Annotated in this window: 17 protein-coding genes and 1 tRNA gene; 5 read left to right on the forward strand and 13 right to left on the reverse strand. The window is 34.5% G+C overall.

All coding sequences use genetic code 11. The features are described 5' to 3' along the window. Positions 1–83 precede the first annotated feature (83 nt). Positions 84–749, forward strand: a complete 666-nt coding sequence (locus QL232_RS20340; protein ID WP_168883587.1) for a 2-C-methyl-D-erythritol 4-phosphate cytidylyltransferase — start codon at positions 84–86, stop codon at positions 747–749. 86 nt (positions 750–835) lie between these two features. Here QL232_RS20340 and QL232_RS20345 read toward each other — a convergent pair whose 3' ends face one another. From QL232_RS20345 to QL232_RS20355, 3 genes are all read right to left on the reverse strand, one after another. Then, positions 836–1,057: a DUF2795 domain-containing protein gene (locus QL232_RS20345; RefSeq protein ID WP_044211605.1), complete on the reverse strand. Its 222-nt coding sequence runs from the start codon at positions 1,055–1,057 to the stop codon at positions 836–838. Between the two features lie 219 nt (positions 1,058–1,276). Continuing rightward, the gene (locus QL232_RS20350) at positions 1,277–1,942 is read right to left on the reverse strand and encodes a hypothetical protein (protein ID WP_168883586.1); all 666 of its coding nucleotides are present in this window, start codon (positions 1,940–1,942) and stop codon (positions 1,277–1,279) included. Positions 1,943–2,508: 566 nt separating this feature from the next. Next, positions 2,509–5,142 (reverse strand): OmpA family protein, encoded by a 2,634-nt coding sequence (locus tag QL232_RS20355; RefSeq protein ID WP_281615556.1) that lies wholly within the window; start codon positions 5,140–5,142, stop codon positions 2,509–2,511. Between the two features lie 276 nt (positions 5,143–5,418). Here QL232_RS20355 and QL232_RS20360 point away from each other — a divergent pair, with 276 nt between their 5' ends. From QL232_RS20360 to QL232_RS20370, 3 genes are all read left to right on the forward strand, one after another. Beyond that, on the forward strand, positions 5,419–5,757 hold the full coding sequence (locus tag QL232_RS20360; protein WP_168883584.1) for a hypothetical protein: 339 nt from the start codon (positions 5,419–5,421) through the stop codon (positions 5,755–5,757). Between the two features lie 105 nt (positions 5,758–5,862). Continuing rightward, complete coding sequence (locus QL232_RS20365; protein ID WP_281615557.1) at positions 5,863–7,095, forward strand: spore maturation protein; 1,233 nt, start codon at positions 5,863–5,865, stop codon at positions 7,093–7,095. Between the two features lie 113 nt (positions 7,096–7,208). Further along, a complete protein-coding gene (locus tag QL232_RS20370; protein WP_281615558.1) occupies positions 7,209–9,851 on the forward strand; it encodes a DUF5916 domain-containing protein in 2,643 nt (880 codons plus the stop codon). Between the two features lie 3 nt (positions 9,852–9,854). On the opposite strand, the gene QL232_RS20375 is transcribed toward QL232_RS20370, so the two are convergent. The 6 genes from QL232_RS20375 to hslV form a co-directional block, all read right to left on the reverse strand. Continuing rightward, on the reverse strand, positions 9,855–10,667 hold the full coding sequence (locus QL232_RS20375; RefSeq protein ID WP_281615559.1) for an alpha/beta fold hydrolase: 813 nt from the start codon (positions 10,665–10,667) through the stop codon (positions 9,855–9,857). Between the two features lie 134 nt (positions 10,668–10,801). Beyond that, positions 10,802–11,380 carry a 50S ribosomal protein L25/general stress protein Ctc gene (locus QL232_RS20380; protein ID WP_281615560.1) on the reverse strand — a complete coding sequence of 193 codons (579 nt, stop codon included), beginning with the start codon at positions 11,378–11,380 and terminating at the stop codon, positions 10,802–10,804. A gap of 249 nt (positions 11,381–11,629) precedes the next feature. Beyond that, positions 11,630–12,553, reverse strand: coding sequence for a ribose-phosphate pyrophosphokinase (locus QL232_RS20385; RefSeq protein WP_281615561.1), 924 nt, complete (start codon positions 12,551–12,553; stop codon positions 11,630–11,632). Between the two features lie 204 nt (positions 12,554–12,757). Next, complete coding sequence (locus tag QL232_RS20390; protein ID WP_168883578.1) at positions 12,758–13,141, reverse strand: hypothetical protein; 384 nt, start codon at positions 13,139–13,141, stop codon at positions 12,758–12,760. Between the two features lie 189 nt (positions 13,142–13,330). Further along, complete coding sequence (locus QL232_RS20395; protein WP_168883577.1) at positions 13,331–14,227, reverse strand: pyridoxal-phosphate dependent enzyme; 897 nt, start codon at positions 14,225–14,227, stop codon at positions 13,331–13,333. Positions 14,228–14,236: 9 nt separating this feature from the next. Beyond that, on the reverse strand, positions 14,237–14,785 hold the full coding sequence (gene hslV / locus QL232_RS20400) for an ATP-dependent protease subunit HslV (RefSeq protein WP_168883576.1): 549 nt from the start codon (positions 14,783–14,785) through the stop codon (positions 14,237–14,239). A 243-nt stretch (positions 14,786–15,028) separates the two neighbouring features. Between hslV and QL232_RS20405 the strand changes: the two genes are divergently transcribed. Next, positions 15,029–17,632, forward strand: coding sequence for a M1 family aminopeptidase (locus tag QL232_RS20405; protein ID WP_281615562.1), 2,604 nt, complete (start codon positions 15,029–15,031; stop codon positions 17,630–17,632). Positions 17,633–17,705: 73 nt separating this feature from the next. On the opposite strand, the gene nadD is transcribed toward QL232_RS20405, so the two are convergent. The 4 genes from nadD to QL232_RS20425 form a co-directional block, all read right to left on the reverse strand. Next, positions 17,706–18,284 carry a nicotinate (nicotinamide) nucleotide adenylyltransferase gene (gene nadD / locus QL232_RS20410; protein ID WP_281615563.1) on the reverse strand — a complete coding sequence of 193 codons (579 nt, stop codon included), beginning with the start codon at positions 18,282–18,284 and terminating at the stop codon, positions 17,706–17,708. A gap of 4 nt (positions 18,285–18,288) precedes the next feature. Further along, a complete protein-coding gene (gene mnmD, locus QL232_RS20415) occupies positions 18,289–18,963 on the reverse strand; it encodes a tRNA (5-methylaminomethyl-2-thiouridine)(34)-methyltransferase MnmD (RefSeq protein ID WP_281615564.1) in 675 nt (224 codons plus the stop codon). A gap of 83 nt (positions 18,964–19,046) precedes the next feature. Next, the gene (locus tag QL232_RS20420; RefSeq protein ID WP_281615565.1) at positions 19,047–21,143 is read right to left on the reverse strand and encodes a SurA N-terminal domain-containing protein; all 2,097 of its coding nucleotides are present in this window, start codon (positions 21,141–21,143) and stop codon (positions 19,047–19,049) included. A 247-nt stretch (positions 21,144–21,390) separates the two neighbouring features. After that, a tRNA-Gly gene (locus QL232_RS20425) sits at positions 21,391–21,461 on the reverse strand.

Genomic DNA, 21,461 nt, shown 5'->3' on the forward strand with positions numbered 1-21,461 from the left:
TTCTTTGTTGGATTCCTTTTATTCAAGAGTAAATACAACTTTTTTTGTAGTATCACATCAATCATAGAAACATAATAAACAAAATGAAAAAATATAGCATAATCGTAGCCGGAGGAAGAGGAACAAGGATGGGCAGTGAAGTCCCTAAGCAGTTTCTTCTGATGAAAGGCCTTCCGATTTTAATGCATACTATCAATAAATTTCATCAAGCTGAAGACAATATTCAAATTATTATTACACTTCCTAAGGATCAAATACCTACTTGGAAATCATTAGTTGAGGAATATAGTTTCTCAACACCTCATCAAGTAGTTACTGGTGGAAATACACGTTTTCAGTCTGTAGATAATGCTTTACAATATATCCCTAACCAAGATTGTCTTATCGCAATTCATGATGGTGTTAGACCTTTAGTAGATACTTCGGTGATACAAAAAAGCTTTACTGAAGCTGCAAGTTTTGGTACAGCTATTCCAACAGTTGCCTTAAAAGAATCTATACGTTGGGTAGGAGAGAATGAAAATCGTACTGAAGATAGAAGTGAATATAGAATGGTACAAACACCACAAACATTCCGTTCAGATGTTATCTTCCCTGCCTTTGAGAATGATTATAGAGATATATTTACTGATGATGCTAGCGTTGCTGAGTTTTCAGGTCACTCCGTTCATCTTTTCGAAGGAAACTACGAAAATATCAAAATAACTACACCAGAAGATTTAAAGTTAGGCGAAGCTTTATTGAACTAGCCTCTTAAAAATAGAATATAAAAAAACTGCGGCTGTGTCTTAATATTAATGACACAGCCGCAGTTTTATATTATACCTTTTTGGGATTAATATTCGTCTTCGTTAAAGAAGAAGTCATCTTTTGTAGGGTAATCAGGCCAGATTTCTTCAATACTTTCGTATGGTTCGCCATCGTCCTCTAATTCTTGAAGATTTTCGATTACTTCTACTGGTGCACCTGTACGGTCAGAGTAGTCAATTAACTCATCTTTTGTTGCAGGCCATGGTGCATCTTCTAAATAAGAAGCTAATTCTAATGTCCAGTACATATTTATAATAGTTTTTTGTTAATACAAATTGGTCAATGAGACATAAAATTTAATTTATATCTCATTTTTGATTTTCTGCGAAAATACTAGTTTTTTTGAATTATTCAATAGTCAAAGAGACAATTAAAAATTTTATATAGTAGATTCAAGTTCCTATGTATCTACTATATAATACATCAAAAAGTTTCTAAAAAGCCTATTTTTTTATTTCTACTAAGATTAATTAGCATAAACAATACGAGATTTATATACTCCATTTAAATCACATCCTTTGATTTCTAATGGAATAAAACCTGAACCTACTTTCTTATAATGCTTCTTTCTCCAAGAACCATCAGCTTTCTGTAGGTACATTGTCACTTCGACCTTTTGACCTTTAGGTGTAAAAACTTCTCCTTGTTTGAAATAAGTACCGATAGCATCTCCTTCACATTCTTTGAAAGGATATTTTTCAGTTACTCTGAATTTCGGATTCTTTCCTTTTTCTTCATGCTTCGCCTTTACTTGCTCAACACTTGGCATTTTCTTACCAGAATTGTAAGCATAATCAGCCAGAGCATAATAATTACCTGTGTAATCACATGAAGACAAGTCTAACTTGACAACTCCGCCTCCTTTTCTTTTGAATACTTGTTTCGTCCACGATCCGTTGTAATTCTGTAGATAAATGTAGATATCTACGTATTCGTCTGGATTGGCAGAACGAACGATCCCTTCAATTAAATGTAAACCTCCTAATGGACAAGCTTTAGGAACATCTTGTTTAATTACAGTAAAAGTAGGTCTACCTCCTTGAGCAGCAATAGAAGTAGTGTTGTAATCAACAGTGAAAAGGCTGATGAATAATATCGGAATAATAGTAAGAGTATTAATAACAGTCTGCATAACTATTTTGGTGTTCAGGTAGTGCAAAGACTACCAAAATAACTTTTTCACTTTTATGTTTTCTCGAACGAGCTTTCTAATAAGAGAACGAATAAAAATTCGATTTATCTCATAAGATACTGAACAAATAACAAAATGTGTACTAAATTATTCACTTTACTTCAAAAAATACCAAAATCTATTTTTCTTTTTATTTTTTTGAAATATCAATCGAATCCACAACTTCACCTAACATTGAGTACTTAAACCAAAAAAGCACTTGATTTTATTTATCTAGCTATCAATTATTTACCAACCAATTGTAAATAAATGTTTACAAATGATGTTTTTTATTTTGTTTTATTAAGTAAATGAATGTAAATTTGAGTTATCAAATAAAGAAAATAACTGTTGGTTCTAGCTACTTTCTACTATAAAAATATTTGTAGACAAAGGTCTACGTTGTTGTTTGTTCACCCTATTGGAAACGCTATTTTCTCATTGCTACTTTCTACTTAAACACATTTAGTTGACAAAAACATTGCTACTATTTACACCCTTACAAGGCACTTTATAAAGTGCCTTTTTTATTTTAATATAGTAAATACAACTCTGCGATTTTCCTGTCGACCCGAAGAAGTTGCATTACTACCCACTGGTCTTTCTTCTCCGTAACCATATGCATCTATTCTCGTTGGGTGTACTCCTTTAGATATCAGATACTCTTTTACAGCATTGGCTCTATTTTTCGACAGCTCTATGTTATATTCTTTTGAATCTACATTATCCGTATGGCCTTCAATGATTAAAATCCATAATTCATTTCGATTCATCATCGCAACCAATCGATCAAGATCAAAAAAGGATTCTTTACGGATATTAAAAGAATTAGTATCGAAGTTTAAAGAATTCATGACGAAAGTAGCATCTTCTTCATCTGTTAAGTTTACAGTTTCCATGGCTGATAAACTAAAGTTCTTATCAGGGTCACTATCTTCTTTGATCTCAATACTACTACCAATGAGGTCATCATCATCAACATAAACTACATAGTCCGTATCTGGAGGTAATGCTAATTGAAACTCTCCATTATCACCTGTATACTTTTCATGTACTTCAACACCGTCAGCTGTATTGATCTTAATTTTCACTTTTGAGATTCCCTCTCCATTTTTATCTACTACTTTACCGTGAGCAAACAACATAGGTAAAGGGCGTAAGTGTTCAGGAATTTCTAATTCATAAATATCATCACGACCATAGTTCACATCTCCTTTAGAGGAAACTACCAATGCCTTATTACCAGCTGAAGTAAGATAAAAAGCATCATCATCTACACCATTAACCGCAATTCCCATGTTAACCGGTTCACTCCATTCTGTCCATGAGTTAGGATTTAGTCGTTTTGACATAAAAATATCATAACCACCAAAGCCCGGATGGCCATCTGAACAAAAGTATAAGGTTTCTTTGTCAGGGTGTAAATAAGGGTTCTTTTCTGCAAATGGTGTATTGATCACCTCACCTAAATTAACAGGCTCTCCCCAACTACCATCATCATTCTTAACACTAACATATATATCAGTATTAAATTCTCCTGCTCCATGGAAGTAAAGACCATCTTCTGGGTAATTAGGATTATATTCTCCAACTGCTCCTGGCCTATCTGAAGTAAAAAAAGCTACATCGCCATCTAAACTAAGGCTTAAACCTGATTCATAATAAGGTGTATTTATTGGATACTGAAAAACATTAACTGCACTCCAAGTACCATCTCTTTGTTTTTTTGAATAGTAAAAGTCTCCTTTTCCTAACCTGGACTCTGTACCTCTTACATATGAGAATTTTCTAAGCTTACTATAGTTACCATATAGCAATAACGTCTGACCATCACCACTGATACCCATAGGTACTTCGTGTGATTCTGTATTCACTTCAACTATTTCTTGAGCTAGAGACCAATTTCCATAAAAGTCTTTTTTAGAAACATAGACGTCTTCTCCAGATTTTGCAGTTTTTCTAGCAAAAAATAAATATTCTTCATCTAAGGTAATTACAGGCTGATATTCTCTGGCAACAGTATTAATCTTATTCCCTATATTTTTTAGTTCTCTAGGATTACTTGTATCACCAAGCGTTGTTATGATTCTATCAAAATAATTTTCTTGATCTGGAAAATATGATTTATACGTAGCGTATATATTCTTTACATATTCGTAATCTCCTTTTCTAAAAGCATCCTCTGTCATTTTCTTTACTGCAATCAAAGCAATGTCCATTGGAGCCATCTGTTTTACAAAACGATCGTATAATTCTGTATTTGCAGTATCACATCCTCTATCATGGATATTTAATTGACATAGTATTTCGATAATACTAGTACCTTCTGCATCAGCAAATGCCTTGAGTTTTTTATAACCATCCGACTTATACATATTCGACGGAGAGAACCCATATTCTTTACCATAAAAAAGAGGAACAATCTTTTTTAATTCATCTTTTGAGTATAACTCTATGATATCCTTGCAATAACGTTCATACATATGACCGCTTCTGTTACCATATTGACGCAGCGATGTATTGTCTAAATACTCTTTTAATACACCTTTTCTAATTTCATTTACTTTTGGAATATATTTAGAATCAGGGTAGTCACTAATATAGTCTCCACATTGACGGATTAATATCTCTCGTAAAGCAATTAATGTATCACCTTCCATAATTCTATTGTATACCTCTGTTCTATACAATTGGTAAGTTGGACGACGATAAGGAGCTTGTTGAAGATAAGCATAGGCTTCTTGTTGAATTCTTGACGACAAATAACCCGTTACTTCATCACCTGCTACAGATAATGATTGTCTGATCATTAATTTATCTGATTCATCAAGATCTACATAACTTTCTGATGCTAGTACAGACCATTTATAGGCTTCGCGAAGATCGGCAAAATACTCATCCATGTTTTTGAATCGTATGATGTGCATTTCTTTCGCTTTTTTATCTACTACCTTCTCAAACAGTTGGTTGGCTAAAGCGAATTGTGAGAGCGTTGAATTGGGATTTTCCTTTAATGATGCTCTAAATGTATTAATGGATTCTTCGATTTCTCCATTAAAAATTTGAGCTATACCTTTTGACTCTATTTCAGTCTGTGCAGCGACACCACTTATTAACAGAATATAGTAAACAAAAAAGGTAATAAGACGTTTTAATATCATGAATTTACTAGATAGAGTATAATTAGTTTAATCCAACCTCTTTTTAATTGGTGTTTAAAATACAATTAAATTGAAAAATTTGAAGAAATTTATTTAATTTCATTGTACTATCCGAAGATTACAATGTAAAATATTTATAGAAATTACTATATTGTAACATTAATGAAGTTAATTTAAGAAACAATCGTTAACAAGTGAGTATTAACATGATTATTTAATTATAAAATTAATTATATAATCTCAACTATCAACACATTATACATAAGAATAGAGTATATGAGAACACTAACATTATTAGCAGTTGCGGGAGTTATTGTCCCATCTCTGCTATCACTTTTTCAAAACAGTAATCGTCTAACTTTAATAGAAAGAGTGATTAATGCATTAGCGAAACTTGTAAAAGTTTCGTTGGTTCTAGGTTTCGGATTAGGAGCCCTAGGACTTGGCAGTGCTATTGTCTATTACGGAAGCCCTCTCTTTGGATTAGCTACTAATCCTGAGACAATCGAAATCTCTGTTTGGGCATTACAATACTATGCACTTATCGGTGTAGTATTACCCATCCTAGGAATTGTAATAGGTTCAATGCTGACCAAACGTCAAGAATTAAAATAAAAACGTTTAAGACGAAATTTTAAGTCACTATGAGACATTCATAGTGACTTTTTTATTATATATTCGTTATACATTTTTTGATATTTACAATAATCATACGAATATATGGCCCTCAATTATATTTGGATATTTTTTATCATTGGAGCATTTGTTGTCGCACTAATCAATTGGATCTTCTTAGGGGATGCATCCACTTTTCAAGCTATAATTGAAAGTACATTTAGTATGTCAAAGACAGCATTTGATATCTCTATTGGGCTTACTGGCACACTTGCTCTCTGGATGGGCCTCATGAGTGTAGGAGAAAAAGGAGGGGCAGTACAAGTAATGTCAAAGTTAGTTGGGCCATTCTTTTCTCGAATCTTTCCAGATGTCCCTAAAAATCACCCTGCTATCTCATCAATGATGATGAACTTTTCTGCAAATATGTTGGGCTTGGACAATGCAGCGACACCTCTTGGGTTAAAAGCAATGAAAGAGTTACAAGAGTTAAATAAGGAAAAAGACACTGCATCAAACCCAATGATCATGTTTTTGGTACTTAACACATCAGGGTTAACACTAATTCCTATTACAGTTATGATGTACCGATCTGAATTGGGGGCTGCTTCTCCAACAGATGTATTCATACCTATTTTATTAGCTACTAGTATTTCTTCTTTAGCAGGATTACTAATTGTATCTATTTATCAAAAAATCAACCTTCTAGATAAAGTCATATTAGCATATTTAGGAGGATTAGTAGCCATTATTACAGGTACAATTACTTTATTCTATAACCTTTCTCCTGAACAAGCAAACGCTGTTTCTTCAGTAGCAGGTAATTTTATTTTACTATTTATCATTACCTCTTTTGTTGGTTTAGCAGCATACAAAAAAGTAAATGCATATGACGCATTTATTGAAGGTGCAAAAGAAGGTTTTAAAACAGCTGTAACTATTATTCCATATCTAGTAGCAATACTTGTAGCAATAGGTATGTTCAGGGCTTCTGGAGCATTGGATTTTATTATTGATGGGGTGAAGTGGGTAGTACAAGACGGTGTCGGTATTGATGCAGCTTTTGTTGATGCCTTACCTGTGGCATTTATGAAACCATTAAGTGGCAGTGGAGCAAGAGGTGTAATGCTTGATATTATGAATGCTCAAGGAACAGACTCTTTTGCTGGTAAGCTATCATCAATGATGCAAGGAGCTACAGATACAACATTTTATATCATTGCAGTATATTTTGGCTCAGTAAATATAAAGAAAACAAGGTATGCAATTACCTGTGGTTTAGTCGCCGATATTGCAGGAGTAATAGCTGCGATTTTTCTTGCTTATCTTTTCTTTTAAAAAGGTAAGCAAGACTTTCTATTTTCCCTTAAGATTCTTTACTTTTATCCCTAAGGCATTTAAGCCCTCTCATTCAATATCATACAATCCATTCTACTTACTTACACCTTCCATTGAAATCCTATCTAACATACTTTGTTCTTCTACTATTGTGTAGTTATGTTTCTTCTTTTGCTCAGGATAATATTGCTAGAAGAAGTTATACCACTCATTCGCTCGAGAAAGGAAAAATCACTATCGATGGTTCTTTTGATGATGACGCATGGAACAATGTAGAGTGGGGTACCAACTTTACTCAAAGAGACCCTATTGATGGTGCACCACCTTCTCAGCAAACCGCTTTTAAGTTAATGTATGATGAAAAATACCTCTACATAGCAATCAAAGCATATGACTCTTCTCCAGATAGCATTGTTAAAAGAATGTCTAGAAGAGATGGTTTTGAAGGTGATTTTGTAGAAGTGAATATCGATTCATACCATGACCTTACCAATGCTTTTTCTTTTACTGTAAGTGCTTCTGGTGTTATAGGTGATGAAGCAATCAGTCAAGACGGTAATGATTGGGACAGCAATTGGGACGCTATTTGGTGGACAAAAACATCTGTTGATGCCGAGGGTTGGAATGCAGAAATACAAATTCCACTGTCTCAATTGAGGTTTGCCAACAAAGAACACTTGACTTGGGGATTACAAGTTACTCGTCGTTTATTTAGAAAAAATGAAAGGTCATATTGGCAATATATTCCAAAAGATGCTTCAGGCTGGGTACATCATTTTGGAGAATTGGTTGGACTAAATGGAATCAAACCACAAAAACAACTTGAGGTTGCTCCTTATGTATTAGGCAGAAATGACAGAGGGCCTAAAGAGGAAGGTAATCCATATCAAACAGGTTCTGAATATTCTATTAATGCAGGTGTAGATGGCAAAATAGGTATCACTAGTGATATTACTTTTGACTTCACTATTAATCCTGATTTTGGGCAAGTTGAAGCAGACCCATCTCAGCTGAATTTATCTACATTTGAAATTTATCTTCAAGAAAGAAGACCCTTCTTTATAGAAGGAAGAAATACGCTTTCGTTTGATGCTACGAAATCAAGATCGGGAGGAAGCTTTTCGAGAGATAACCTTATATACACTAGGCGTATTGGTAAAAAACCAAGTTATTCTCCTTCTATTGATGAAGGACAATATATCGATGAACCTAAAGTAGTCCCTATTTTAGGTGCTTATAAATTAACAGGGAAAAATAAGAATGGATTTGCTTTTGGTATCATGCAGAACTTTACTGCTAAAACTGAGGCAGAAATCAGCACTAAAGGAGAAACTTCTAAAGAAACTGTTGAGCCTTTTACAAGCTATCTTGTAGCAAGGGCAACCCAAGATATTAACCAAGGTAATTCGGTTATTGGAATGGCTTTTACATCAACAAACCGGAATATCGAATCGGAATCATTAAACTTTTTACATACTAATGCATATAGTGGTGGTGTAGATATATTACATCAATGGAAGGATAGAACTTATTACCTTCAAGGTAATTTTATGGCTAGTTATGTAGAAGGTGACCCTACTGCCATTACAGAAACCCAAGAATCAGGTCGACACTTTTTTCAGAGACCTGATGCTGATTATGTTTCTGTAGACACTACCGCTACTTCACTATTAGGAACAGGTGGTTATCTTAAATTTGGTAGAAGTGGAGGGTCTCCGATACGTTATGAAGTAGGAGGTACTTGGAGGTCGCCTAAATTTGAGATCAATGATGTTGGCTTTATGAATTCGGCAGATATCATAGCCCAATGGTCTCGAATTGATTACCGTACCCTTCAACCAGTTGGCGTTTTTAGAAGTATCAATGCGGATTTACGTGAATACCTATACTATGATTATGGAGGTCGAGTGACTTACTTTGGTATTCACGGTGGGTTTGATTTACAATTTCAGAACTTTTGGACTTTAAGTGGTGGTGGTGCCTTCCAAATTCACCGACTAAGTAACTTTAAACTAAGAGGTGGTCCCGCATTTCTAGACCCAGATAGAGAAGGATTCCGTTGGAATATAGAAAGTGATTCCAGAAAGAAACTTTACTTTAACTTTGGTAATAGAAACAGAATTGCACATCAGAACAGCGGAAAGCAAATTGATGCATGGGTCGGCCTAACTTACAGACCCATCAATGCATTGGAAATTAGTATTTCTCCTTTCTTCGCCTATAACAGTGACGACGTACAATACGTTACAACAGAACAAAATGGTAGAGGTGATAATTATATTCTTGGTAGAATTGAACAACATACTACTGGCTTTACCTTAAGAGGTAACTTAATCCTTAGACCTAACCTATCGTTGCAATACTACGCTCAACCTTTTGCATCAAGAGGTGATTATTATGATTTCAAAAGAGTGTCAGATACTCCTAAAGCAAAGAATTATCATGACAGGTTCCATCAATTCTCTACTGATGAGATCGAATATAATGATGCTTCAGAAGAATATACAGTTATTGATGAAAAGGGAAATTACTCTTTCGAAAAACCCGACTTCGATGTTACTGATTTCAACTCAAACTTTGTCTTAAGGTGGGAATACAAGCCTGGATGTACCTTCTTTGCTGTATGGTCTCAGAGTAGAGGAGATGTTGTTGAACCCTTCAGAGAATTCTCATTTTCAGAAATTGTCAATAATATTTTTGATACAGCTGTTAATGATGTATTTATTCTGAAAGCGACTTACCGTTTCAGAAAATAGTATTTAATTTTCAGACATCAGCTTACATAAATCCTCATCGATCAAAAGATGACCTTTTGGTAGTTGAAAAAATCTAACATTATTTATTTTCTCAGAAAATTTCACAGCACCATCTATTAATATTACCTCATCTCTTTCTCCAAAATACATATCAACAGGTATTTTATTCTGGTTTACTATATCTGCTATTTTATTTAAGTCTGGCTTCATAAACCGAGACGAAGTAGCTGTTCCGAAAAATCGTCTCCTCTGTTTTTCAGTTTCAAAGTGATTCATAAAGAAATCATAAAGAAACTTCGACAGTAGCCCTCTATTATAAATAAAACCTACCACTTTGAACATTAATTTTGGAAAACGCATCAGTATCATCATCAACTCTAAATACCAACGGGGCAATTTTGATACATCATAAAGAGTATGTGTCTTTAAACCATCCGATGCACAAAGAATCATTCGATCTATCTGATCAGAATAATATTTCTGCACACAATACATCGTAATCTTTCCACCCATACTATATCCTAGAATAGAGAACCTTTCTTGATCGTACTTCTTTAAAATAGAATCTATTATCTCTCGAATATTCCTAGAAGAAAAATGGGATGGCTTCCATTCAGTATTACCATGGTAAGGCAATGAAAAAGAGACTAAAGTATAATCATTTGTCCAAGCAGGGGCTATTTCTCTAAATAAATTCACATTGTCTCCAAACCCATGAAGGCATATTAATAGCTTAGGTCCATTTCCTAATTGGAGACATTCAATATTACCGTTTTCTACTTCTATAAAATAAGTGGATGATTCTGAGGTTAGCATATAGTATTTAGTGAGTGAGTATTCATTTGTTATTTTACAAAAAAGATTGGAAATCAGCAAATAAGGGAAGTTTAGAGATAAAAAAAGAGGTATTACCGAAGTAATACCTCTCTTTTTTATAAAATAGGCTAAAACTATTCTGCGTCTGCAGCGTCCATAGCTGAACGTAATGCTCTTGGAATAGCAATTGAACCTACTGTTACTGAATCGTTGTATAAGATTTCGTAATCTTTAGCTTCGATTGCACCAACACGAACTGATTTACCTAACTCTAAACCTTCGATAGATACTTCTACGTTCTCTGGCATGTTAGCAGGAAGTGCTTTAACCTTAATTTTTCTAAGTTTAGCAACTAACTTACCACCCATTTGCATACCTGGAGATGAACCTACGAATTTTACTGGAACTTCCATTTTGATTGGCTTGCTCTCATTTAATTCTAAGAAATCTGCATGCAATAACACCTCAGAAATTGGGTGTAATTGGTAGTCTTGGATAATTGCTGTTTTCTCAACACCTTCGATGTTGATGTTTACGAAACATACTTCAGGAGTATAAATAATATCCTTGAATAAGTACATTGGTACTGCAAAGTGAATAGGCTCTTCACCACCGTAGATTACACATGGAGCTAAACCTTCAGCTCTTAAGTCTTTAGCAGATTTTTTACCTAAAGTTTCACGCTTGTAACCAATGATTTCTACTGTTCTCATCGTAAATTTTAATTATAAAAGTAAAACATGTATAAACGCCTTGGTACTTGATCCTCCCTTTCTCGAAGGTAGATCCCATCCCAAAACATGTTAACTTAGATTCTCCTATTATGGAAAATCAGCGTGCAAAGGTAAACTATTTTTCTTATAAAAGAAAAGATTATTAGTATCTTATTAACACAAAAAAGGCTATATCCCAACAAGTTATGTCAGAATATAGCCTTAAGAATATTGTTTCAGCTGTTTTGTTTAGATAAACAAAGAACTGATTGATTCATGATCTTGAATCTTTCTGATTGCTTTTGCAAATAGCTCAGCAACTGAAAGTACGTGTACTTTTTCTCTGTTTTCTACAGGTAAAGTATCTGTAACTACTAATTCTTCTAATTTAGAAGCAGCCACTCTATCGTAAGCAGGACCTGATAATACACCGTGTGTACAGATTGCTCTTACAGATTTAGCTCCTCTCTCCATAATGATTTCTGCAGCATTACATAAAGTACCTGCTGTATCTACTAAATCATCGATTAGAATAACGTTCTTATCTTTAACATCACCAATCACTTGCATTGAAGCTACTTCGTTTGCTCTCTCTCTGTGCTTATCACACATAACGATATCAGACTTGAAGTGCTTAGCATATGATCTTGCTCTTTTAGCGCCTCCTACGTCTGGAGAAGCAAAAGTAAGGTTATCAAGACCTAAGCTTTCAATGTAAGGAACAAAAATAGGTGATGATTGTAGGTGAACTACAGGAATATCGAAGAAACCTTGGATTTGGTCAGCATGCAATTCGCAAGTAACTACTCTCGTCGCACCAGATGCTGTTAAAAGATTTGCTATCAATTTAGCACCGATACCTACTCTTGGCTTGTCTTTTCTGTCCTGACGAGCATATCCAAAGTATGGAAGCAATACAGTAACAGTAGAAGCTGATGCTCTTTTTGCAGCATCAATTAGTAAAAGTAGTTCTAGTAGGTTGTCAGCTGGAGGACAAGTAGATTGGATGATAAATACATCGCAACCTCTTACTGATTCATTAAAGTGAGTTGAGATTTCGCCATCACTAAAGCGTTGTAGAACAACATCTCCTAAGGATTTACCATAAGAGTGTGCGATTTTGCTCGCGAGATACTCCGTTCCCGAAGCTGAAAAGATTTTAACTGAAGACATCAGTATATTATTTGTGGTACACTATCTAATGAATTCCAATACTTAAGGACAGAAGTAATGCCTCTGAACTTAAACATTCTTCGACTGCAAATTTAGAAGATTCATTTATAGTTTACCACTTCCTTTAAAGTTTTTAGAAAATAATAAGGCAATCCTACTACAGATTGCCTTAAAACACATAAAATGTGGTGTGTAATTAGTTATCTAATCTCTTAAAACATAATAATATGTTCCTTCAGAGGACATGATCAAATCTGCTTTTTGTGCAATTTGGTCTAAATCAACATCATGCACATCTCCATTATGGTAATGAACTAACCTAAAATCCTCTGAACTATATACGTATACTTCAGATACTTTTGTGATTTCATCTTTCAAAGCTTCGTTTTCATTGTAATTAGTAATCCCCCAATCCAATTCATCTAATGTATGCTCTAAGTTTTGAACATAATGTGGACCTAAAGATTCTAATACTGAATATTCCTCATGAGAATACTCTTGAGCGTTGATTTTTTCTAGTTCCTTATTCTGAGCGAATAATAAAGAAGATGCCAATAATAGTGTAGTGAATAAGAATGTAGTTTTCATGATAGTGTGTTTTTTGGTTGTGACTTCTATAGCCTTATACGTTTTTTAGCAGTGTCAGATACTTTTTATTTGACCCTTGTATGTAATATTTACTTTGTTTTTTCAATATGTTTAAAATATGTTAATTTTATCAAAAAAACAAGTTTTAAAGGTAGAAAAACAGCTTTTAACACTATCAAAACCAATATTCTACGACCTATTAATCTGTAAACCTCCAGAATGTAATGCTACTATATTTGATCCTTTTGGAAATAATCCTTTTTTAATCATATCAAATACTCCAAACATCATTTTTCCTGTATAAATACGCTCGAGCTCGATGTTATATTTTTGATTAAAAAGTGCCATAAACTCCATTAATTCAGGTTTCTTTTTGGCATATCCACCAAAATGATACTCCAAGTTTAATGTCCATTCTGGAAAGCTGTTTCTGCCTTTCACTGATGAAATAAATTCATTGATATCTTCATAGAGAAAATCACCACCTTTTAGAGCGGGAAAACCTATTACTTTTGTTTCACTTGATATTGAAGTGATCAAACCTGCCAAAGTACCTCCGGTACCACAAGCTGCACATAAGTAATCAATGTTGTGATCAAATTGATTTAATTCTTCTCCTAACTCTGCAACACCAGCTAACGCTAAATCATTTGAACCTCCCATGGGAGCCATATAAAAGTCTCCAAAAGTATTTTTTAATTGAGGTATAGCAGAACGATAGTCACGGAATGAAGTACGGTCTAAATAAGTTAACTGCATTCCTTGTGATTTTGCAAAAGCTAAAGTTGGATTTAAAGGAAGGTGTTCTTCTCCTCTAATTACACCAATCGTTTTTAAACCATACAACTTACCTGCTGCGGCAAAAGCATGAATATGATTAGAATAAGCACCTCCAAATGTCAAAATTGTATCATATCCGTCTTCTTTAGCTTTTAAAAGATTATACTTCAGTTTTCTCCATTTATTTCCCGATACTTCTGGATGGGTTAAATCATCACGCTTTACAAAAAGACGAACCCCATTCTCGATGAGAACAGGGTCCTTTATTTCTTGCATGGGAGTGTTTTCCTTAGGTAAACTTTCCATGTCTAATATTTATTGCTTTACAGTATCAATTACAAAATTGTGGTTCGTATAGATACAGATATCAGCGGCAATACTAAGGCCTTCTCTTACCATTTCCTCAGCTGTTAGGTCTGGAGCATGCTTCTTTAATGCTAAAGCTGCTGACTGAGCATACATACTACCCGATCCAATAGCTGCAATATCATGGTCTGGTTCAATAACATCACCAGTACCAGAAATGATTAAAACATCATTTTTATCTGCAACGATCATCATTGCTTCTAATTTTCTTAAGTAACGGTCAGTTCTCCAATCCTTTGCTAATTCGATAGCAGCTCTCTTCATATTTGACTCTCCAAAAGCGTTTAATTTCTCTTGGAAACGTTCCATTAAAGTAAATGCGTCAGCAGTTGATCCAGCAAATCCACAAAGAATTTTACCACCCATTAAAGTTCTGACTTTTTTTACATTGCTTTTTGCTACTGTATTTCCAAAAGTAGCTTGTCCGTCTGCTCCTAATGCTACCTGTCCATCCTTTTTAATAGCAAGGACGGTAGTTGATCTAAATTTCTTTTCCATAGTTTTTATGTTTTTGTTTATCTGATCACCAATAAGCGACCCATGTGTTTGATCATCGACAAATTGTCAGTTTTATAAGGTTGAAAAAGGAAAATCGAATATTAATTAAATGATTTGTACCTATTTTGTCATATTCTCTATCAATATCTTTAATACTCTCGATTTTCTGAAGTATTTTCAATACGATTTAAAGAAAAAACTCGAAAAAGTTCTAGTGAACTTTATATCATCAAATAATTACATATGATCTTTAATTACAAACATGCCGTAATAAGTGCTATACTATTAGGGTCTACAATGCAAGCCTGTAAAACTACACAGCCTGCTGCAAATGGTCAAAGTGATATCGGCCAAGCCCAAATAGATGAAACTATACTTATTGAAGATACTACTACACAAGAAAATGTTGACCAAACCCCAGAATGGGTAGCAAAGAAAGGACCTTATCATGCTGCATATGATCAAGCATTTAAGATCCTTCATACACAATTAAAAGTGAGCTTTTACTGGGAGAAACAGCATATGAATGGAGATGCTGTTATTACATTACAACCGTATTTTTATCCACAAAGTGATATTATCCTTGATGCCAAGCACTTTGATATACATAAAATCGAGCTTGTAGATAAACAGAATCAGTCAATAGCGGCTCTTGAGTACACCTACGATAGTTTACAACTAAATATAGCTTTAGATAAAGAATATAGTAGTGATGAAACTTGTCACCTACATATTGTTTACACTGCAAAACCTAACGAAAGACAGTCTCATGGTAGTGAAGCTATCACTGATGATAAAGGTTTATATTTTATCAATCCATTAGGTGATGAAATAGGAAAACCACAACAGATCTGGACACAAGGTGAAACCCAAGCCAACTCATGCTGGTTCCCTACATTCGATCATCCTAATGTAAAGATGAAGCAAGATATCTTTATGACTGTACAGGATAAATATGTCACTTTATCGAATGGTAAATTAGTATCACAACAAAAAAACAGTGATGGTACTAGAACAGATCATTGGAAACAAGAACTACCACACTCTGTATACTTAGCAATGATGGCTGTTGGTGACTTTGCTGTTGTGAAAGATGAATGGAGAGGAAAAGAGGTTAGTTATTATGTAGAACCAGCTTATGAAAAGTACGCCAGAACAATCTTTGGTAGCACTCCTGAAATGATGGAATACTTCTCCAACCGTTTTGACTATCCTTTCCCTTGGGCTAAATATTCACAAATTATCATCCGTGATTTTGTGTCTGGTGCTATGGAAAATACAACAGCCTCTACATTTATGGAGTCTGTACAAGTCGATGATAGAGAAAAGCTAGATCAGGATTGGGATTTTATCGTTGCTCATGAGTTATTCCACCATTGGTTTGGAGATTTAGTAACCACTGAATCTTGGGCAAACCTTCCGTTAAATGAATCTTGGGCGAACTATAGTGAATATCTATGGAGAGAATACAAGAATGGAAAAGATGAAGCAGATTTTGCGTTACAGTCTGAACTAGAAAGTTATCTATATGAATCTGAAACTAAGCAAGAACCTCTGATCAGGTATCATTACATCAATAGAGAAGATATGTTCGATAGTCATTCTTATGCTAAGGGTGGGTATATCTTAAATTTATTTAGAAATACAATCGGGGATGATGCCTTCTTTAAAGGGGCTTCTATTTATTTAAAATCCAATGAATTTAAAGCTGCAGAAATTGCCAACCTTAGACTTGCCTTTGAAGAAGTTACAGGACAAGATTTAAACTGGTTCTTTAATCAGTGGTTTATGAATGCAGGCCATCCTGATTTTTACATCAAAGATTCTTATATTGATGGAAAAGTAAAACTATTAGTTCAACAACAACAAGATCCAGAATATACTCCAATCTACAGAATACCGACTAAAGTGAAATTCTGGTGGAATGATGGTAAATCGGAAGAAAGAAAAATTACGATCACAAAAGCGTCAGAAACATTCCAATTTATGTTTGATCAACAACCTGATCTAGTCATCTTTGATCCCGATCATATCATTCCTGGAGTTTTTGATCACTCTAAATCACCACAAGCTTATACACTTCAAGCTAAATATGCTGAAAATGTAATGCATAGAGTAGAAGCAATTGAAAAGTTAGGGGAGTCTATTGTTGCTGATACTTCTGTTATTCCAACTTTATTGACTTTTATGGATGATAAGTTCTGGGGTATTAGAGAAACAACAGTAGCCGTATTTGATCAGTACCAAGGTACAGGAGATATTTCTGAGGTTGTAAAGAAAATGCGTACGATGGTACTAAAGGATGATAACGCATCTGTGAGAGCAACTGCACTTAGTGTATTGAGCAGTATTGATGAGCAATTTATCGAAACAGCAAAAATCGCAATGAATGATAGCTCTTATGCTGTTGTAGCTACAGCATTGTATGCTTCATCTTCAATAGAAGGACCTAGTATTCTACCAAAAGCAGAACAATTTGAAGATACTAAAAACCCTAATATCGTTTTTGTACTTTCGTTAATCTATACAGACCTTGCTGTAGAAGGCAAACTAGATTGGTTCGATAAGAAACTGACAGAAATGAATGATCAGTTTAGACAATATATGTTCAGATCTATGACAGGATATATATTGACATTAAAAACTGACAAGGATAAAGAAAAAGCAGCCGATATTATTTTAAAATATGCAACGAATAAAGGTTCTAGTACTAACACCAAAATTGCAGCTTACCAAGCTGTAAGTCCTTTATTAGATAATGAAGCTATTAAGAATAGAGTAACAGAAGCTATTAATGCGGAGAAAAATGACGATGTAAAACAGATGTTGTCCGAACAAGGGTATTAATTGTAATCCTATTCTTTTCAAATAAAAAAAAGGATTCCATATCTGAATATTGATCTGGAATCCTTTTTTTGTTTTAGTCTTGGTAGAAATGTTTACTAGTTATAAATTCTCTTACCCCTTCAGGAACAAGGTATCTGATATCTTTATTCTCTTTAATAGCATTTCTAATATATGTCGCTGAAATATCTACCATAGGTGCCTCTATGAGTTTTACATGAGGATGATCTTTTAGATCTGAAGGCTTTGACTTAGGCCTTGGATACACTAATAAACCATAATCATTTAATATCACTTCATGATTCTTCCATTTCTTGAACCCTGCTAAATTATCCTCCCCAACTATCAATTTAAAATTATGCATTGGATTCTTTTCTGATAAATACACTAGAGTATCTACAGTATAGCTAGGTTTAGGCATTCTAAATTCGATATCTGATGCCTTAAAGTTAAAATTGTTTTGGATAGCAGCATTTACCATATCCAAACGATCAAATTCATGCAATAAAGAACTTCTCTTTTTGAATGGATTTTGAGGAGAAACGACAAACCAAACTTCATCTACCTCTCCACTTTGAACCATCGCATTTGCCAAAATTAAATGACCAACATGAATAGGGTTAAATGACCCAAAGAATAAACCTGTTTTTCTCATGATCCTATTTTTTCCAACCTCTTAGCATTTCTCTTTTACCAGGAGGGCCTGGATATCTTTCTACCTCATATCCTACCTCTACCAAATCTCTCCTAAGCTGTCCTTTTGCACAATATGTAACAAATATGCCTTCTTGAGCCGTGTAGTTGTAAGTTTTCTTCAAGTTATCTACAGACCAAACCTCAGGCTGTTTATTTGGAGCAAAAGCATCAAAAAAGATCACATGAAAATAATCTTTATCAGCTGAAAGATCTTCCAGAGTAGATTCCTTTTTAATGATGGTGAAATTAGGTAAGATCGATACTTCCTTTTCCCACTCACAAGAGTGAAGTTCCTCGAAATACGGTGTAAGCTCTTCAGATAAAAGTGATTTATAATTTAAACCATCAATCAAATCTGAAGTCAAAGGAAAAGGTTCTAGGGTAGTATAATTGATCTTTACATGGGGATGAAGCAGTGCCTGTTCTATCATAAGAATAGCATTTAGTCCTGTACCCATTCCTACTTCCAAGATATTTATTTCTTCTTTCCCTTCATAAATAGCTTCAAAACCTGACTTGATAAAAACATATCTAGATTCTGTCAATGCTCCATGTGAAGAGTGATATGTCTCGTTCAGTGCTTCATTAAACAATGAACTGGATCCATCGTTGGTTTCTATAATCTTAATATTGCCCATAGTACAAAATTAAACAGGAAGTCTAAAAAGCAAAAAGACCACCCTTGTGAGGTGGCCTTTTATATATTTTATTAATAAAATTCTTAGAAGAACTTATAACGATCATCTTGAACGTCCGATAAATCCTTAACTGCTTCTAAGATTTTATAGTTTGCAGATCTAGAGTATCTACCTTCAACTTGACGTTGGTAGATAGTGTAATCAGCAGTTTCTAAAGCTTTGTTTGCTTTTCTAACTTTTACGATGATTACGCTGTTCTCATCAACGATTGGAGCAGATTGCTCACCTTCTTTCAATCCAAAAGCAGTACCGATTGCCTTTGGAGCAATTCCGATTCCTTGGATAGAAACATCATTCAATGATAAGTCGCTAACGATATCTGTTTTAGCACCGTTACCATAAGATTTAGCCATAGCAGCTAAATCACCTTTAGCACCAGCTAACTTGTTTTTGATATACTCAGCTTTTGCTTGCTTAGTCGCTTGAACTTTAGCTTCGCTTTTTACAGCATCAAAGTTAGCAACACCTTCCTCACGAGCAGAAAGAATAGTAGCAACTACGAAACGATCGTCTAAGTCAAATACTTCAGACACTTCATTTACGCTACCTTCATTGTATGCCCAACGGATTACTTGTCTTACTGAGTTACCTCTTAAGCTGTTGATGTAAGTAGCAGTTGGAGCAATTGTTAAAGCTTGCTCAATAAAGATTTTCTCTTCTTCAGCAATTTTTTCGAAATCACTTCTTCCACCTTTTGCTTTAGCAGCAAACACTGAAGCTTTTCTGTATGCTTCGTTAATTGTAGCATCTGAAGGAGTTAACTTCTTCTCTACAATTGCCAAGTCATACATCTTTTTCGTTTTAGTTTCAGTTACTTTAATGATATGGTAACCAAATTGAGTTTTAATAACTCTTGAGATTAAACCTGTTCTTCTTGCAGAGAATACTGCTTTATCAAACTCTTTTACCATTCTACCTTCAGTGAACCAGTTTAAGTCACCTCCGTTAGCTTTAGTAGTAGGAGCAGCATCACCTGTTTTCTTTGCTAACTCTTCGAAGTTTTCACCACCTTGGATCTTTCTTAAAGTAGCATAAGCTTCTTTCTTAGCAGCAGCATCGTCTTGATCGTTTTTGAATAAGATATGAGATGCTCTTGCTGAATAAATAGTATCTTCTGATGTACCTGTAATTTTGTAGATTCTAGAAGCTCCAGCCGCAAAGTAAGGTCCATAGATTTCACCTACTTGAAGATCTTCATTCAACATGTAAGTTGGAACACCTGTCATGTTTACAGTCATCAAGTTTGTAGCTCCTTCAGAGTGAGAATCTACAAATGCAGTATCGTTAGAAGTTGTAGCAAACGTACGTTTTAAGTTTTTCATCTCAGCTTCTAAGTTTTTCTTATCCACTTCTGATGGCTCAACTTTAAAACTAACAAACTCGATACCTCTGTTAGCATCACGCTTGAACTCCTCTTCATGAGCACTGTAGTATGTTTTAGCATCCGCATCAGTTACGTCTACTAAAGAATCAGCAACTGCGTAAAAAGGAACGTTTAAGTAAGCAATTTCTACTTTATCGTTTTGCTTTTCATATTCTTTCTTACCTTCTAAATCAGAAGCGTAATAAGTTCTTGACATTAGGTTCTCGTATTTTACTCTGCTACGAGAAGTTTTTAGCTGTTGCTCGAAGTTCAAGAATTGTTGGTACTGTTGTGAATTAGCACCTTGTTGCTTCAACATACTTAAGTATTGTTGAATATTTTCTTTTGAAACTTGTCCTGTCGAGTCTCTGAAATATTGACCAAATTGTGGGTCGATGTTGTTACCAGAAATAATATCGTCTAATTCCTCTTGAGAAATAGTAACACCCAAATCTTCCATTTGTTGACCGTAAGCAACACGGTAGATTAACTCATTCCATGCCATTTGACGAACACCTTGTAATTGTTGCTCGTTAGGAGGCGTAGGATAGTTTGCCTTAATAGCATCTACAATCTCTGTAAATTCTCTTAATTCGATTTCATCCCCTCCAATAACTCCTACAATTTGCTTGTTTCTTCCAAGTAATGTAGAGTTAGGTGACAATAAATCGCCACCGACCATAAATAGAATCAGACCTATTGCGATCAATCCGACAGCAACGCCAGATTTTTCTCGGATCTTCGTAATGATTGCCATGATAAAATTATAAATGCTTTATATATGAATCCTTTATAGTTTTTAAGTTCCTTAATGCTCGTTCAGTGTCACTACACAAAAAATCAACACCCAAAAAAACTTCAATTGTTCGTTGACCAAGCAGAATTAAAAACATGCAAATGTAACAAGTATTACTATTGCAACACAAATTAATACAAAAAAATGTACAGATAACACCAAAAAGAAAAAAAAAAGCCTAGCAGATAAAATCTACTAGGCTTTTTTGAGCGAAAAACGGGGTTCGAACCCGCGACCTCAACCTTGGCAAGGTTGCGCTCTACCAGCTGAGCTATTTTC

Origin of the sequence: Flammeovirga sp. SubArs3 (assembly GCF_947387565.1) — a bacterium.
GTDB classification, from domain to species: Bacteria; Bacteroidota; Bacteroidia; order Cytophagales; family Flammeovirgaceae; genus Flammeovirga; species Flammeovirga agarivorans.

Coding starts and splice junctions, on each gene's coding strand:
- QL232_RS20340 (WP_168883587.1), top strand. CDS start 84: ATGAAAAAATATAGCATAATCGTAGCCGGAGGAAGAGGAACAAGGATG.
- QL232_RS20345 (WP_044211605.1), bottom strand. CDS start 1,057: ATGTACTGGACATTAGAATTAGCTTCTTATTTAGAAGATGCACCATGG.
- QL232_RS20350 (WP_168883586.1), bottom strand. CDS start 1,942: ATGCAGACTGTTATTAATACTCTTACTATTATTCCGATATTATTCATC.
- QL232_RS20355 (WP_281615556.1), bottom strand. CDS start 5,142: ATGATATTAAAACGTCTTATTACCTTTTTTGTTTACTATATTCTGTTA.
- QL232_RS20360 (WP_168883584.1), top strand. CDS start 5,419: ATGAGAACACTAACATTATTAGCAGTTGCGGGAGTTATTGTCCCATCT.
- QL232_RS20365 (WP_281615557.1), top strand. CDS start 5,863: ATGGCCCTCAATTATATTTGGATATTTTTTATCATTGGAGCATTTGTT.
- QL232_RS20375 (WP_281615559.1), bottom strand. CDS start 10,667: ATGCTAACCTCAGAATCATCCACTTATTTTATAGAAGTAGAAAACGGT.
- QL232_RS20380 (WP_281615560.1), bottom strand. CDS start 11,380: ATGAGAACAGTAGAAATCATTGGTTACAAGCGTGAAACTTTAGGTAAA.
- QL232_RS20385 (WP_281615561.1), bottom strand. CDS start 12,553: ATGTCTTCAGTTAAAATCTTTTCAGCTTCGGGAACGGAGTATCTCGCG.
- QL232_RS20390 (WP_168883578.1), bottom strand. CDS start 13,141: ATGAAAACTACATTCTTATTCACTACACTATTATTGGCATCTTCTTTA.
- QL232_RS20395 (WP_168883577.1), bottom strand. CDS start 14,227: ATGGAAAGTTTACCTAAGGAAAACACTCCCATGCAAGAAATAAAGGAC.
- hslV (WP_168883576.1), bottom strand. CDS start 14,785: ATGGAAAAGAAATTTAGATCAACTACCGTCCTTGCTATTAAAAAGGAT.
- QL232_RS20405 (WP_281615562.1), top strand. CDS start 15,029: ATGATCTTTAATTACAAACATGCCGTAATAAGTGCTATACTATTAGGG.
- nadD (WP_281615563.1), bottom strand. CDS start 18,284: ATGAGAAAAACAGGTTTATTCTTTGGGTCATTTAACCCTATTCATGTT.
- mnmD (WP_281615564.1), bottom strand. CDS start 18,963: ATGGGCAATATTAAGATTATAGAAACCAACGATGGATCCAGTTCATTG.
- QL232_RS20420 (WP_281615565.1), bottom strand. CDS start 21,143: ATGGCAATCATTACGAAGATCCGAGAAAAATCTGGCGTTGCTGTCGGA.